Annotated in this window: 16 protein-coding genes and 3 tRNA genes; 2 read left to right on the forward strand and 17 right to left on the reverse strand. The window is 73.1% G+C overall.

Annotation, left to right across the window (positions count from 1 at the left end; translation table 11 throughout):
- Positions 1 to 60: 60 nt before the first annotated feature.
- The 9 genes from QE405_RS11415 to QE405_RS11455 all read right to left on the reverse strand — a co-directional run bounded on the left by QE405_RS11415 (position 61) and on the right by QE405_RS11455 (position 5,944).
- A complete protein-coding gene (locus QE405_RS11415; protein WP_307200788.1) occupies positions 61 to 624 on the reverse strand; it encodes a hypothetical protein in 564 nt (187 codons plus the stop codon).
- Positions 621 to 1,913: a hypothetical protein gene (locus QE405_RS11420; protein WP_307200790.1), complete on the reverse strand. Its 1,293-nt coding sequence runs from the start codon at positions 1,911 to 1,913 to the stop codon at positions 621 to 623. Before QE405_RS11420 ends, QE405_RS11415 begins: the two co-directional genes overlap by 4 nt.
- Positions 1,910 to 2,650: an ABC transporter ATP-binding protein gene (locus tag QE405_RS11425; protein WP_307200792.1), complete on the reverse strand. Its 741-nt coding sequence runs from the start codon at positions 2,648 to 2,650 to the stop codon at positions 1,910 to 1,912. Before QE405_RS11425 ends, QE405_RS11420 begins: the two co-directional genes overlap by 4 nt.
- A 59-nt stretch (positions 2,651 to 2,709) precedes the next feature.
- Positions 2,710 to 3,147 (reverse strand): hypothetical protein, encoded by a 438-nt coding sequence (locus QE405_RS11430; protein ID WP_307200794.1) that lies wholly within the window; start codon positions 3,145 to 3,147, stop codon positions 2,710 to 2,712.
- 173 nt (positions 3,148 to 3,320) lie between these two features.
- Positions 3,321 to 4,034, reverse strand: coding sequence for a 50S ribosomal protein L1 (rplA, locus tag QE405_RS11435; protein WP_307200796.1), 714 nt, complete (start codon positions 4,032 to 4,034; stop codon positions 3,321 to 3,323).
- 104 nt (positions 4,035 to 4,138) lie between these two features.
- Positions 4,139 to 4,567 (reverse strand): 50S ribosomal protein L11, encoded by a 429-nt coding sequence (gene rplK, locus QE405_RS11440; protein ID WP_307200798.1) that lies wholly within the window; start codon positions 4,565 to 4,567, stop codon positions 4,139 to 4,141.
- Positions 4,568 to 4,679: 112 nt separating this feature from the next.
- Positions 4,680 to 5,495, reverse strand: a complete 816-nt coding sequence (nusG, locus tag QE405_RS11445; protein ID WP_307205788.1) for a transcription termination/antitermination protein NusG — start codon at positions 5,493 to 5,495, stop codon at positions 4,680 to 4,682.
- Positions 5,496 to 5,536: 41 nt separating this feature from the next.
- Complete coding sequence (gene secE / locus QE405_RS11450) at positions 5,537 to 5,803, reverse strand: preprotein translocase subunit SecE (RefSeq protein WP_307200800.1); 267 nt, start codon at positions 5,801 to 5,803, stop codon at positions 5,537 to 5,539.
- A gap of 68 nt (positions 5,804 to 5,871) precedes the next feature.
- Positions 5,872 to 5,944 (reverse strand) — tRNA-Trp (locus QE405_RS11455).
- Positions 5,945 to 6,101: 157 nt separating this feature from the next.
- Here QE405_RS11455 and QE405_RS11460 point away from each other — a divergent pair.
- Positions 6,102 to 7,148 carry an adenosine deaminase gene (locus tag QE405_RS11460; protein WP_307200802.1) on the forward strand — a complete coding sequence of 349 codons (1,047 nt, stop codon included), beginning with the start codon at positions 6,102 to 6,104 and terminating at the stop codon, positions 7,146 to 7,148.
- Positions 7,145 to 7,696 (forward strand): DUF4190 domain-containing protein, encoded by a 552-nt coding sequence (locus QE405_RS11465; protein ID WP_307200804.1) that lies wholly within the window; start codon positions 7,145 to 7,147, stop codon positions 7,694 to 7,696. The genes QE405_RS11460 and QE405_RS11465 overlap by 4 nt, the downstream gene beginning before the upstream one ends.
- An 18-nt stretch (positions 7,697 to 7,714) precedes the next feature.
- Here QE405_RS11465 and QE405_RS11470 read toward each other — a convergent pair whose 3' ends face one another.
- From QE405_RS11470 to QE405_RS11505, 8 genes are all read right to left on the reverse strand, one after another.
- The gene (locus QE405_RS11470; RefSeq protein WP_307200806.1) at positions 7,715 to 8,788 is read right to left on the reverse strand and encodes a UDP-N-acetylmuramate dehydrogenase; all 1,074 of its coding nucleotides are present in this window, start codon (positions 8,786 to 8,788) and stop codon (positions 7,715 to 7,717) included.
- The gene (locus QE405_RS11475) at positions 8,781 to 9,203 is read right to left on the reverse strand and encodes a MaoC/PaaZ C-terminal domain-containing protein (protein WP_444939697.1); all 423 of its coding nucleotides are present in this window, start codon (positions 9,201 to 9,203) and stop codon (positions 8,781 to 8,783) included. The genes QE405_RS11470 and QE405_RS11475 overlap by 8 nt, the downstream gene beginning before the upstream one ends.
- Before the next feature lie 2 nt (positions 9,204 to 9,205).
- Positions 9,206 to 9,610, reverse strand: a complete 405-nt coding sequence (locus QE405_RS11480) for an FAS1-like dehydratase domain-containing protein (RefSeq protein WP_307200810.1) — start codon at positions 9,608 to 9,610, stop codon at positions 9,206 to 9,208.
- A 145-nt stretch (positions 9,611 to 9,755) separates the two neighbouring features.
- A complete protein-coding gene (rpmG, locus tag QE405_RS11485; RefSeq protein ID WP_163773774.1) occupies positions 9,756 to 9,926 on the reverse strand; it encodes a 50S ribosomal protein L33 in 171 nt (56 codons plus the stop codon).
- Between the two features lie 35 nt (positions 9,927 to 9,961).
- Positions 9,962 to 10,038, reverse strand: a tRNA-Met gene (locus QE405_RS11490).
- A gap of 56 nt (positions 10,039 to 10,094) precedes the next feature.
- A tRNA-Thr gene (locus tag QE405_RS11495) sits at positions 10,095 to 10,167 on the reverse strand.
- A gap of 138 nt (positions 10,168 to 10,305) precedes the next feature.
- Positions 10,306 to 12,615 (reverse strand): PQQ-dependent sugar dehydrogenase, encoded by a 2,310-nt coding sequence (locus tag QE405_RS11500; protein ID WP_307200812.1) that lies wholly within the window; start codon positions 12,613 to 12,615, stop codon positions 10,306 to 10,308.
- A gap of 141 nt (positions 12,616 to 12,756) precedes the next feature.
- Positions 12,757 to 13,485 carry a hypothetical protein gene (locus QE405_RS11505; protein ID WP_307200814.1) on the reverse strand — a complete coding sequence of 243 codons (729 nt, stop codon included), beginning with the start codon at positions 13,483 to 13,485 and terminating at the stop codon, positions 12,757 to 12,759.
- Between the last annotated feature and the right edge of the window lie 18 nt (positions 13,486 to 13,503).

Here is a 13,503-nt window from a genome sequence, read left to right on the forward strand (position 1 = left end):
GGAGCACACTACGTGCCGGCCCCCGCACGACCAAATCGGGCGCGGACCCGGTCCTGCTCGTCACCGACGGCCGGCGCGGAGAGCGTAGACCGCCACCCCGACGACGACCGAGAGCTGCGCCGCGAGGAGCACCAGCGGGCGCTGACCGAGGCCGACGAGCACCCTGCCCGGCCCGGTGGAGGCGAACACGAGCGCGTACCCCACCGCCGCCAGGAGCACGGGCAGCCAGCAGTACCGCCCGACCACGGCGGCCGCCACCAGCACGAGGCCGGTGAAGCCGGCCGTGGCCAGCGCGACGTGGCGCGGGTCGACGACCAGCGCGGCGCCCAGCAGGCCGAGGTGGGCGACCGGCACCGCGACCAGCGCGCGGAGCAGCTGCACCTGCCGGCCACCACGCGGGGTCGCCCGCTCCGCGGCGGTGAGCGGCGCGGCCACCACTCCCCCGGCCGCGAGGGCGCTCGCGGCCGGGAGGTAGGTCCACACGGGCAGGCGCCCGTCCGCCACCGGCAGCGGGACGACGGCATCGGCCCAGACGATCAACGCCACCACCAGGACGACGGCCGCCCCGACCGCCGGCAGCACCGACCAGCGCCGGACGAACAGACCGACCGCGGACGCCCTCACCGCTCGGCGAGCACCGGCGGGGCCAACCGGTCCAGGTCGCAGGAGCGCAGCTGCTCGTACGTCGTGCGGACCCACGGCTCCTGCTCCGCCACGGGCGCCGCGATCCAGGGCCCGAACCACGCCTCCCGGAAGTCCGCCGGGTCGGCCAGCCCGGCGCGCACGAGGAGCCAGACCCGCAGGAGCTCGCGGGTCTCGTGCACGACCGCCGGTGGCGGACCCGCCGGGTCCGAGTACGCAGCGCACGGCGCCGGGGTGCTCAGGTAGGCCGCCACATCCTCCGGCTCGCCCTCCGGCCGGGTGAGGCGACCGGTGTCGAGGGGCGCGAAGCTGCCCTCGGCCAGGTCGCGGTCGTGCCCCGGGACCTCCAGGCGGTAGGTCCCCGGCACGGTCGCCCCCGCCGCGGCGAGGGGCTCGGCCAGGTCGTGCATCTCCGCAGCGAGCCAGTCGAGCTGACGCGGGCTCTCCCTCGGGAGGCACACCCGGGGCTGGTCGCCGGCGCACACCCACGCCACCGGGCGATCGTCCACCACCACCTGCTCGGGGTCGGCGACGACCGTCCACGTCGTCACCGCGACCGCGCCGCCGGCGGCGGCGGCGAGCAGCAGGGCCGCAGGGCGACGGCGCACGACCCCGTCCCGCAGTGCGTACGCCGCGAGCACCGCCGCCGTCAGGAGCACGTGGAAGCCCACCAGGGTGACGAACGCCGTCGTGCCCGCGCGCAGCCCGACCATGCCGCCCGCGCCGCCCATGATCGCGAACAGGGAAGGGAAGTCCAGGCTCAGGGCGAGCAGCGCGAGCCCGTAGAGCCCGGCCGCGGCCAGCGGCGCCGCCAGCACCGACCCCCAGAGGAGCCCGACGAGCGCGCCGACCGCCGCCGACCCCAGGAGCACGGCGCACGCACCCAGCACGAGGAGGAGCGCCGAGCCGGGCGACGCGACGTACCCCACCCCCACGGCCAGGTTCGCCACGTATCCCGCGGCCTGCACGACGAGCAGCACGCCGATGCCGACCACGGCGTTGGCCAGCACCACGGGCCACCGCGCGACCGCGGACCGGGGCAGGGACCGCAACGTGGCGGTGAGGTGCTCCTCGTTCCAGCGTGCCGCGTCCATGGCGGCGAGCCCGGCCAGCACGGGACCCAGGACGATCACGCTGCCCGCGATGCGGATCACCGTCCACGACGGCTCCCCCAGCCACGGCGTCCCCCGCGAGAGGACGACCCCCACGGCCACGAGCAGGAGCAGCGGCAGCAGCCGCGCCGCGGCGCAGCTGCGGAGCGCCGCCGTCACCCGCCCACCACCAGGCGGAGGAACGCGCGCTCGAGACGACCCCCGACCGCACCACCGCCGGGTCCGGCGCCGGGACCGGCACTGGGACCGTCACTGGGACCGTCACCGGCCTCGACCCTCGCGGCGAGCTCGGACGTCGGCCCGTCGAAGCGCACGCGGCCTCCGTGGAGCACGACGAGGTGGTCCGCGACGTACTCCACGTCCTCGACGATGTGGGTCGCGAGGAGCACCGTGCGGTCCGCACCCAGCCGCTGCACCAGCGCCCGCAGCTCGGCCCGCTGGTGCGGGTCGAGGCCGGTCGTGGGCTCGTCCAGGAGGAGCACCTGCGGGTCGGTGAGCAGAGCCTGCGCGATGGAGGCACGTTGCCGCATGCCGCCGGACAGCGTGCCCAGCCGGGCCGACGCGCGGTCGGTGAGGTCGACGGCGGCCAGTGCGCGGCCGACGGCGTCGGCCCGCTCCCGTCGGGGGACCTCCTTCAACCAGCAGAGGTGGAGGAGGTGGTCCGCGACCGAGAAGGTCGGCGGGGCCTCGAGCTGCTGTGGCACGTAGCCCAGCAGGCGCAGCGCCGAGCGGCGGGAGTCCGCGCCGTAGGGGTCGTGCCCCCCGATCCGCACGGCGCCGCCCCGGGGAGGGGCGACGCCGGCGAGCGCCCGCAGCAGCGTCGACTTGCCTGCGCCGTTGACGCCGAGGAGACCGGTGATGCCGGTGTCGACGGAGAGCGAGACCCCGTCGAGCACCGCGCCGCCCCTGGTGGAGGACCCGGACCTCCTCGCCGACGACCAGCGACACCCCGGCCTCAGTACCGGAAGGTGCGCGTGGACTTCTCCGAGCAGCCGTCGGGAGCCCAGTTGCGGTCCTCGCAGACGCGGATGACGCCGCGTGCCGAGGTGCCCTTCGGGTGCAGGTTGCGGGTCACCGTCTTGTACTGCCAGTCACGCGAGCCGGTGCGTTCGGTCTGGGCGCGGCCGCCGGCCTGGTAGCCCTGGCCCGAACCGCCGTCGTAGTAGAAGTAGAACTGCGTCTCGACGTAGATGCCGCCGCCGCCGTTGCTGTCCCGGCGGTGCGAGGAGTTGGCCGCGTAGATCCCGCGGTTGTCGTAGAAGTTCCCGTAGCCCTGGCCACCGCCGCCACCCTCCAGCGGGGAGTCCTTGCTCCCCCAGTAGGCGCCCATCGCCGGCTGCGCCGCCCCGACGACGGCGATCGCGGCGCAGACGATGAGGACGAGACGCGTCAACCTGTTCATGCTGTGTACCCCCGAGATGTGGATGAGATCGAACAGGTCGATCGTACCGCAGATTGCCATCTATAGGTGGTGCTTCTCCACAGATTTCTCGCAGAAAGCGGACGAGCCGGCACCCACGCCCGGGGGCGCGGGTGCCGGCTCGTGCCAGCAGGGTGGTGGGAGGCTCAGGCCTCGTCGTCCACCGCGACGTTCTTGACGCGGTTCGGGTCGACCTGGATGCCAGGGCCCATCGTCGTCGAGAACGTGACCTTCTTGATGTAGCGGCCCTTGGACGCCGACGGCTTGAGCCGCAGCACCTCCTCGAGCGCGGACGCGTAGTTCTCCGCGAGCTGCTGCTCGGTGAAGGACGCCTTGCCGATGATGAAGTGCAGGTTCGAGTGGCGGTCGACGCGGAACTCGATCTTGCCGCCCTTGATGTCGGAGACGGCCTTGGCGACGTCGGGCGTCACCGTGCCCGTCTTCGGGTTCGGCATGAGGCCACGGGGGCCGAGCACGCGGCCGAGGCGGCCGACCTTGCCCATCATGTCGGGCGTCGCGACGACGGCGTCGAAGTCGAGCCAGCCGCCGTTCACCTTCTCGATCAGCTCGTCGCCACCGACGTGGTCGGCGCCGGCCTCACGGGCGGCCTCGGCCTTGTCCGCGTTCGCGAAGACGAGGACGCGGGCGGTCTTGCCGGTGCCGTGCGGGAGGTTGACGGTGCCGCGCACCATCTGGTCGGCCTTGCGGGGGTCGACGCCGAGGCGCATGACCACGTCGACGGTCTCGTCGAACTTCTTCTTGCTGACCGACTTGGCGACGGTGATGGCCTTGAGCGGGCTGTGCAGCTCGTCGGCGTCGAACGCCTCGGTCGCTGCGCGGTAGGTCTTGCTGCGCTGCATGTCTGGATCTCTTTCCTGCCAGGTGTGGTCGTGTGAGCCAGCGCGGCTCTGCCACGGGTGCGGTGGGGCCGGGGTGCTGCCCGTCGGGCAGCGCGACGGCGTGGTCAGTCGGTCGTGATGCCCATCGAGCGAGCCGTGCCCTCGACGATCTTCATCGCGGCGTCGATGTCGTTCGCGTTGAGGTCGGGCAGCTTGGTCGTGGCGATCTCGCGGACCTGGTCCTTGGACAGGTGCGCGACCTTGTCCTTGTGCGGGACGCTCGAGCCCTTCTTGAGGCCCGCGGCCTTCTTGATCAGCTCGGCGGCCGGCGGCGTCTTCGTGATGAAGGTGAACGACCGGTCCTCGTAGATCGTGATCTCGACGGGGACGACGTTGCCGCGCATGGACTCCGTCTGGGCGTTGTACGCCTTGCAGAACTCCATGATGTTGACGCCGTGCGGACCGAGCGCGGTACCGACCGGCGGGGCCGGCGTCGCGGCACCGGCCTGCAGCTGCACCTTGACGAGTGCAGCGATCTTCTTCTTCGGAGGCATGTCCTGGATCCTCTTTCTGTTCTCGTGGTCATGACGAGCGCGCCCTCAGCGAGGACGCGCTCTGCCACCTGTGTTGCGGGCTCCGGGCCGGAACCAGCGGGTCGACCGGGGGTCAGACCTTCTGGATCTGGCTGAAGCTCAGCTCGACCGGGGTCTCCCGGCCGAAGATCTCGACGAGGGCCTTGACCCTCTGCGACTCGGCGTTGATCTCCGTGATCGTCGCGTGCAGCGTGGCGAACGGGCCGTCCACGACCATGACCGAGTCGGCCACGCCGAAGTCGGCGACCTCGACCGGGGTCTTCGCCGCGGTGGTGCCGGCCGGCGCGGGCTGACCGGCGGCCTGGGCGTCCGCAACGGCCTTGGCCTCGACGGCGGGCGCGAGCATGCTCTCCACCTCGGAGAGGCTCAGCGGCACCGGCGAGTTGCTGTGGCCCACGAAGCCGGTCACCGACGGCGTGTGGCGCACGGCCGACCACGACTCGTCGGTGAGGTCCATGCGGACGAGGACGTAGCCGGGGAGGACCGTGCGACGGACCAGCTTGCGCTGGCCGTTCTTGATCTCCGCGACCTCCTCGGTGGGGACCACGATCTCGTGGATGTAGTCCTCCATGTTGAGGGAGACGGCGCGGTTCTCCAGGTTCGCCTTGACCCGGTTCTCCATGCCCGCGTAGGTGTGCACGACGTACCAGTCGCCGGGCTTGGCCCACAGCTCGCGACGGAACTGCTCGAGGGGGTCCTCGTCGGCCGGCTCCTCGCCGGCGGCCTCGTCGTCGACGGGCTCCTCGACGGTCGCCTCGGCGTCGGACGACTCCTCGGCCTCCTCGGCGACGGCGTCCGCCTCGAGGGCGTCGTCGGCCGTCTCCGTGAGGTCGGCCGAGGTCTCCTCGGCGTCGAGGGCGTCGTACTGCTCCGGCACGTTGTGCTCCATCATCTGCTGGACTGCTGGTCGGGGGACGGGCGGCAAGGCCGTCAGCTGTCGCCGCTCGTGGTCGTGAAGACCTCGAACGCGAGCTTGCCGAACGCCAGGTCGAGCAGCGACACGATCGCGATCATCACGACCACGAAGACGAGCACGACGGCGAAGTAGGTGACGAGCTGCGACTGGGTCGGCCAGACCACCTTGCGGAGCTCGGCGACGACCTGCTTGTAGAAGGTCAGCGGGCCGGTGCGGACGGTCTTGTCGTCACCGGGAGCGTCGTCGTCCTTCGAGCTCCGCACCGCGCGGGAGTCCGACACGCTGTCCACCCTTCGTCGCTTGATCGAGGCCCGTGGTGCCGAGGATCGGCACCACGGGGTCTGTCTCGCAGGGCACGAGGGACTTGAACCCCCAACCTTCGGTTTTGGAGACCGATGCTCTGCCAGTTGAGCTAGTGCCCTTCGGCGCTCCGTCCCGTGAGCGATCCCGGAACCCGGGCGCGCTCCACCACGGGGTGGACCACCAGCCGACGAGTGTACGGGTAGGTGTGGATCAACGTCCAAATGCTCCGCACCGCACCCGGCCGCCACGCCGAGGTCCCGACACTACGGTGTCCCCATGGCCGACGTCGCACCGCGCCCCCTGGACGAGCTGCCGAAGGCACACCTGCACCTCCACTTCACGGGCTCGATGCGTCACGGCACGTTGCTCGAGCTGGCGGCCCGTGACGGGATCCGCCTGCCCGACGCCCTCGTCAGCGACTGGCCGCCGCAGCTCGCGGCCGACGACGAGAAGGGCTGGTTCCGCTTCCAGCGGCTCTACGACGTGGCGCGGTCGGTGCTCCGCACGCCCGACGACGTCCGGCGGCTCGTGCGCGAGGCCGCCGAGGACGACGTGCGGGACGGGGGTCGCTGGCTGGAGATCCAGGTCGACCCGAGCGGCTACGGCGCCCGCTTCGGCGGCATGACCGCCTTCACCGACCTGGTGCTCGACGCCGTGGCCGAGGCGTCCGCGGCCACCGGGCTCGGGATGGCCGTCGTGATCGCCGCGAACCGCACCCGGCACCCCCTCGACGCGCGGGCCCTGGCGCGCCTGGCGGCCCAGTACGCCGGGCGGGGCGTCGTCGGCTTCGGGCTCTCCAACGACGAGCGGCGCGGCACCACCGCCGACTTCGCCCGCGCCTTCGAGATCGCCCGGCGTGCGGACCTCGCGCTCGTCCCCCACGGCGGGGAGCTGCTGGGACCGGACTCCGTCACGCAGGTGCTCGACCACCTCGGGGCCGACCGCATCGGCCACGGCGTGCGCTCCGCCGACGACCCGCGGGTGCTCGACCGCGTCGTCGCCGCCGGGGTGGCCCTCGAGGTCTGCCCGACCTCCAACGTCTCGCTCGGGGTGTTCGGCGACCTCACCTCGGTCCCGCTGCCCACCCTCCTGGCGGCGGGCGCCACCGTCGCCCTCGGCGCCGACGACCCGCTCCTCTTCGGCTCCCGCCTCGCAGGCCAGTACGCGACCATGCGCGCCGCCCACGGGCTCGACGACGCCACGCTCGCCGAGCTCGCCCGGATGTCCTTCCGCGCCGCCCGGATGCCCGAGCACCTGCGCGCCACGTGTCTCGCCGATGTCGACGCGTGGCTCGGCTCCCCCGTGGAAGACTGGATCCCGTGACCGACGAACCGCAGCGCCCGTCGCTGGAGAAGAACCCCGACCCCGAGCCGACCCCCGGTGCGGGATCGTGGGGCCCTCCCCCGGCGCAGCAGCAGCCCTACTCCCAGGGCTACCCGCAGACCCCGTTCCCGCAGGGCGGCCCGTCCCAGGGCCAGCAGCCCTACGGACAGCCCTACGGGCAGCAGCCGTACGGCGCGTACCCGGGCGGTCCCGCGCCGTACCAGCCGTCGCCGACGCCCATCCCCGCCCACCTGCTCCCCCCGCCGGACCACCCGCGGGCGATGACGTCGATGATCCTCGGCGCCGTGGGCCTCTTCATCGGTCTCTCGACCGGCATCGGGTTCCTGCTCTCGCCGTTCGCGTGGGCGATCGGCTCCGGCGCCCTCAAGGAGATCGAGGCGTCGCAGGGCCGCATCGGCGGCGCGTCCGCCGCGCGGGCCGGCAAGATCATGGGCATCGTCGGCACCGTGCTGCTCGGCCTGGGCGTGCTGGCGCTGGCCGGCCTCATCACTGCGCTGGTGCTCACCGCAGGGTCGACCTCCCCCTGATCCCGCCCGTGGCGCGACTCAGAGCGCGCAGCCGACGGTCACCGGCTCGTTGACCAGCCGCACGCCGTAGGCGCGCTCCACCCCGTCCCGCACGGCGCGCGCGAGCGTCAGCAGCTCGTCGGTCGTGGCGGCCCCCCGGTTCGTCAGGGCCAGCGGGTGCTTGGTCGAGAGGCTCACCGCGGCGTCCTCGGCGAGCGCGTACCCCTTCCCGAAGCCGGCGTGGTCGATGAGCCAGGCGGCGCTCGTCTTGACGGTGCCGTCGGGCTGCGGGAAGCGGGGCGCCTCGGGCGGCAGGGTCGCCGCGGTGGCGGCGTCCAGCACGGGGTTGGTGAAGAAGGAGCCGGCGCTCCAGGTGTCGTGGTCCTCGGTGTCCAGCACCATGCCCTTGCCCGCGCGCAGCCCGAGGACCGCCGCCCGGACGTCCGCCAGCGGCGCCCGCTCCCCCACCGCGACGCCGAGGGTGCGCGCGAGCTCGGCGTACCGGACGGGCGCGCCGAGCGCGTCGGGACCCCCGACCCCGAGCTGGAAGGTCACGTCGAGCACGACGTACCGGTCGGGCTCCGCCTTGAAGCGGCTGTGCCGGTAGCCGAAGCCGCAGTCGGCCGCGGCGAAGGTGCGCTGCGCCCCCGCGACGCGGTCCCAGGTGCGGACGGTCGCGATCGTGTCGGCGACCTCCTGGCCGTAGGCACCGACGTTCTGGATCGGGGTCGACCCGACGGCGCCCGGGATGCCCGAGAGGGCCTCGACGCCCACCCAGCCGCGCTCCACCGCGTGGGCGACGAACGGGTCCCAGGGCTCGCCGGCGGCGACCGTGACGAGGACACCGCCGCAGGTCGGGTCGTCGGAGTCGTGGTCGGCGCGCACCCCGGTGGTGGCGACGTGCACGACGGTGCCGGGGAAGCCCGCGTCGGCGACGACGAGGTTGGAGCCCCCCGCCACGAGCAGCAGCGGCTCGGCCGCCGCGTCGGCCCGCACGACGGCGGCGACGAGGTCCGCCTCGGTCGTCGCCGCGACGTACCTGCCCGCCGGGCCGCCCAGCCGCAGCGTGGTGAGGTCGGCGAGCCGTGGCGTCGCCGTGGGGTCGTCAGGCACGCACGACCGCCCGCGGGTTGCCCAGGACCTTCGTGCCGCCCGCCGTGACCTCGAGCGCCAGCGTGACCAGGTCGCCGTCGACGGCCTTGACGGTGCCGGCCACGACGAGGTCGATCCCCGTGTCGTCGTCGGGCACGACGACGGGGTTGGTGAACTTCGCGCCCAGCTCGACGACCTGCGCGGGTGCGCCGTCGGCCCAGTCCGCGGTCCACTCGGCGACGGCGCGGGCGGCCAGCGCCTGCGTCAGCATGCCGTGGGCGATGACGCCGGGCAGCCCGACGGCGCCGGCCACGCGGTCCGACCAGTGGATGGGGTTGAAGTCGCCGCTCGCGCCGGCGTAGCGCACCAGGTCGGCGCGGGTGACCGGGTAGGTGCGGGTCTCCAGGGCGGTGCCCGCCTCGATGCTGCTCGGGATGCTCACGCGGTGCCTCCTCGGTGGACGAGGACGGCGCTCGTCGAGCAGACGAGGGAGCCGTCGGCGTCGGTGACGTCGCTGCGGGTGCCGATGATGTCGTTGCCGCCGATCTGGCGCAGGGAGGCGACGGTCAGCGCGGTCGTCAGCACGTCCCCGGTGCGGATCGGGCGCTCGTAGGCGAACTTCTGCTCGCCGTGCACGATGCGGCTGAGGTCGACGCCGACGGTGTCGAGGAAGTCGTTCATCGCGGCGAACGCGAGCACGATCGGGAAGGTCGCCGGCACGGGGCCGTCCGCGGCGTACGGCGTGCCCGTGGCCCGCGCGAACTCGGTCACCTTCTCGTGGCTCACCCGGTAGGGCGCCGTCGCGGGGAACGTCCGTCCCACCAACGTGCTGTCGAGGCTCATGAAAAGAACGCTAGCGGTTACCGGTGCGTCGGCCGGGGTCGGCCGGGTGGACGGGATCCGCTCGGGCGCACGACCCCACCGCATGACGAACGGCCCACCCGATACGCTCGGGTGGGCCGTTCGGCCGTGCTGGGTGCGGTCCGCGTCAGCGGGTCTCGCGGTGCGCCGTGTGCGTCCGGCAGCGCGGGCAGAACTTCGCCAGCTCCATGCGGTCGGGGTCGTTGCGGCGGTTCTTCTTGGTGATGTAGTTGCGCTCCTTGCAGTCCACGCAGGCGAGCGTGATCTTCGGGCGAACGTCAGAGCTCTTGCTGGCCACGGTGATTCCTTGTCGTTGGATGCTGCGAGTCGTGCTGGTAGCGGGGGCGGGTATCGAACCCGCGACCTCACGATTATGAGTCGTGCGCTCTAACCGTCTGAGCTACCCCGCCATTCCGGGAGCGGGCCCGACCCCGGTCTCGCGACCGGTGCCGGGCCCGTTTCCCAGAGCCCCTTTACGGAATCGAACCGTAGACCTTCTCCTTACCATGGAGACGCTCTGCCGACTGAGCTAAAGGGGCAAGCGACGAGGAAGCATACACATCCTCGACACGCACGAGAAATCGGGCCGGAACCCGCGTCCTCCGTGGCTGCGGAGCAACCTTACGGCGTCGCTCCTGGCCCCTCGACAGGGGGTCGGGAGCGACGTCGTCACCGCGTCAGCGCGCGATGCGGTAGCGCACGAACTGGGCCATCACCTGCCCCGGCGAGAGCGCCTCGTCGAGGAACACCAGCTCGTCCATCGTGCAGTTGCAGGGGTTCTGCTCCCGGCCGCCCTGGGGGTAGGAGCCGCCGATCTTGATCCCCCGCGGGAGGGTGTCGCTGGTGCCCGTGCCGTCCACCTGCCAGGGGTCGCCGGTCGACGTGTACGTCGCGGCGAGCGGCCGACCGTTGCGGAACAGGCGCATCTGCCCGGTGGTGTAGTCGAACGTGGCCGCGAGGTGCACCCACTCGTCCGCCGGCAGCAGGCTGCGCCAGTCGGCGTCCGCCGCCAGGGTCTGCGACGCGCCGTCGTCGAGCCGGCGACCGAGGGCGACCAGCTTCAGCTCGCCGCCCACGTCGATGAGCTCGAGCAGCGCGCGCACCCCGTGGCCGTCGGACGTCCCGCTGAGCAGCCCGGCGAGGCCCACGGCGTTGTAGCGGTCGTCGGGCGCCGCCGTGCTCGTGTTGGGCAGCGGGTAGGTGTCGCCGCTCATCTTGAACCAGCCCATGACCGTGATCTCCTCGGCGCCGGCGAAGCGACCGAGGCTCTCCACGCCGTCGGGGTTCCAGACGCCGGCGCGCCAGTCCTCGTCCGCCGGGCCACCCCGCTGCCCGGTGCGCAGCGCCGCCGTGCTGCCCGGGAAGGCCAGGTCGCGCACGCGCTGCTGCTTGCCGCCGCCCACCAGCTGCAGGAGCGTGCCGGAGGCACCGGCGTCCTCCTCGCGCGTGCCGTCGACCGCGAGCGGGTGCTCGGCGTCGTAGCGGGCCACCACCGCGTCGGCGATGCCGGGCGAGACCGGGTCGATCCGCGGCACCACCTTGGTCCCGACCACCTTCCAGATCTTCCCGTTGGCCTTCGCCAGCAGGTAGAGCTCACCAGCGGCGTCGGTGCCGAACCGCAGGTCCACGCGGGTGTCACCGGCGAGGTCGGTCATCCGCAGGCGGTTGCCCGCCGTGTCGAAGACCTGCATCTCGTGCAGCCGCGCGTCGCGTCCCGTCTCCTGCCGCATCTGGGCGGCCTCGGCCCAGTAGACCCGGCCGTCGACGATGTCGCCGAAGACGTACTTGCCCCGCAGCAGCGGCAGGCGGCTGCCGCGGTAGACGTAGCCACCGCCCAGCGCGTGGCCGGAGTCGGCGGCGCACGGCCAGCCCGCCGGCGGGTCGTGGTCGTACGAGACCACCGGGTACACGTAGCCGTGCTCGTCGTCGTCCTCGGGCAGCGGGTAGAGCGCGCACTCGTCGGTCGCGTCGAAGCGGAACCGGCCCTCGCGCTCGCTCCAGCCGAAGTTGTCGCCCGGGCGCACCTCGTAGACGGCCTCGACGGCCCGCTGGCCGATGTGCCCGACGTACATCCGGTGCGGTGCCCGCGCGTCCCACGAGAAGCGGTGCGGGTCGCGCAGCCCGAGGGCATAGATCTCGCCGATCCAGCCCGTGTCCCCGACGTACGGGTTGTCGTCGGGGATGCCGTACTGCCCATTGGGCCCGTCCGTGCCGGCCGGGTCGATCCGCAGGATCTTGCCGTAGGGCGTCGCGGGGTCCTGGGGCACGCCCGTGCCCAGGCCCTCGCCGCCGTCGCCCACCGCCAGGTAGAGCAGGCCGCGGTCCGGCGACCCGGGCCCGGCCGTCGGGTTGAAGTCGATCTGCTGGATGGCGTGGATCTGGGAGTAGAAGCCCAGGCGCATGACCTCCCGGCGCGTGCCGCTGAACGTGGCGGCCGCCGGGTCCTCGGCCGTCCACTCGGTGACGACCGAGTGGGAGAACTCGCGGCTCTGGCCCGGGTAGGTCAACGGCTTGGTGCCGATGGCACCGAACTGCTCGGTGTGGACCGTGTAGAAGAGCCCGTTGTCGGCGTAGTCGGGGTGGTAGGCCACGAAGCCGAAACCGCTGCCCATCCCCCGACCCGAGTAGAAGTCGGGGAACTGGGCGCGGACGTCGAGGTAGACGTGCTCCTCCCCGTCCTCCAGCAGGTAGAGCGGCCCGTTGAGGTCGGGGACGAACTGGCGGCCGGAGCCGTCGGGCACGTCGCCGATGTGGTTGATGCGGGCGTGCCGCTGCAGGCGGTAGTCCGTCGCCGGGGGCACGGCCTCCGTCGCGGGGAACTGGTGGTGCTCCTCGAGCACGAGGCCCAGCGACGACGGCGCGGGGTCCTCGGGCACGGGATCGGCGATGCGGTCGTCGGGGTCCGCCCCGGCGCCGGTCGCGGGCCCGATCAGGCCCACGACGAGGGCGGTGGCCGCGACCGCGGCCCACCGTCGGGTGCTTCTCATCTCAGGGTGCTCCTTCGTCTCCCCGCGTTACCGTGGGGGCTGGTTGATGAGACCGCTGCCGGTGGCCGCCGGCAGCCTCGCCGCCCTCGCCCGCTGCTGCGGGCGGGGGCGGCGTGCTTCGGGGCGTCGGGACCGTGCCGCTCAGGCGGCGACGGTGCCGAGCGCGAGGAGGCCGCGCACGCGGCCGTGGTTGTCGAAGGAGCCGAAGCCGACCCGGCCGCCCGTGAAGGTGCGGTCCGTGGCGGTGAGCAGCGGCTCCCGGGCGCCGTCGAGGCGGACGGCGATCCGTCCGCTGCGCACGTCGACGCTGAGCAGCACGCGGTGCCAGTCGGTGTCGTCGATGGCCGGCGGAGCGCCGACCGTCCCGTCCCACTGGTCGTCGATGCGCACGCGGTCGGCGTCGTCCACGCGGAAGATCCCGTTGTGCGGGTAGATCGTGTTGTCCTGCGATAGGTGCGCGTAGTGGAACCGTGTCGGCGAGGTGTGGTTCCAGACGAGCACCACGTCGCGGTCGGTGCGCGCGACCGGCTCGTCGATGCGGACCTCGGCCGTCAGGTGGAACGAGGCGAGCGCCGGGCCACGCGCCACGGTGGCGTACTCGAACGGACGCCGGGGGCCGACCGGCGGGTCGCCCCGCTCGACGAGCACGACGTCCCGTCCGGTGAAGGCCCACTTGGCGGGGGTGACCGGGGACCAGTCGGCGGCCCGGGCGCGGGGCACCACGACGGCGGTGGAGCGGCCCCCCGCCGCCGGCGCGGAGGCGACGGCGGGGGACGTGGTGGCTCCCGCCCCCGCGAGCCCGAGGGCGACGGCGGGGGCGAGGAGGGCGGTGCGGCGGCGTACGGACGCCGGGGCGGGGGTGCCGTTCATGCGGTTCCTTCCCGAGAG

It is taken from the genome of Nocardioides zeae (assembly GCF_030818655.1).
Taxonomy (GTDB): Bacteria; Actinomycetota; Actinomycetes; order Propionibacteriales; family Nocardioidaceae; genus Nocardioides; species Nocardioides zeae_A.

Bases quoted from the DNA above. Each gene is read 5' to 3' on its own strand.
- rplA (WP_307200796.1), bottom strand. From the start codon at position 4,034: ATGCAGCGCAGCAAGACCTACCGCGCAGCGACCGAGGCGTTCGACGCC.
- rplK (WP_307200798.1), bottom strand. From the start codon at position 4,567: ATGCCTCCGAAGAAGAAGATCGCTGCACTCGTCAAGGTGCAGCTGCAG.
- nusG (WP_307205788.1), bottom strand. From the start codon at position 5,495: ATGGAGCACAACGTGCCGGAGCAGTACGACGCCCTCGACGCCGAGGAG.
- QE405_RS11460 (WP_307200802.1), top strand. From the start codon at position 6,102: ATGGCCGACGTCGCACCGCGCCCCCTGGACGAGCTGCCGAAGGCACAC.
- QE405_RS11480 (WP_307200810.1), bottom strand. From the start codon at position 9,610: ATGAGCCTCGACAGCACGTTGGTGGGACGGACGTTCCCCGCGACGGCG.
- QE405_RS11500 (WP_307200812.1), bottom strand. From the start codon at position 12,615: ATGAGAAGCACCCGACGGTGGGCCGCGGTCGCGGCCACCGCCCTCGTC.
- QE405_RS11505 (WP_307200814.1), bottom strand. From the start codon at position 13,485: ATGAACGGCACCCCCGCCCCGGCGTCCGTACGCCGCCGCACCGCCCTC.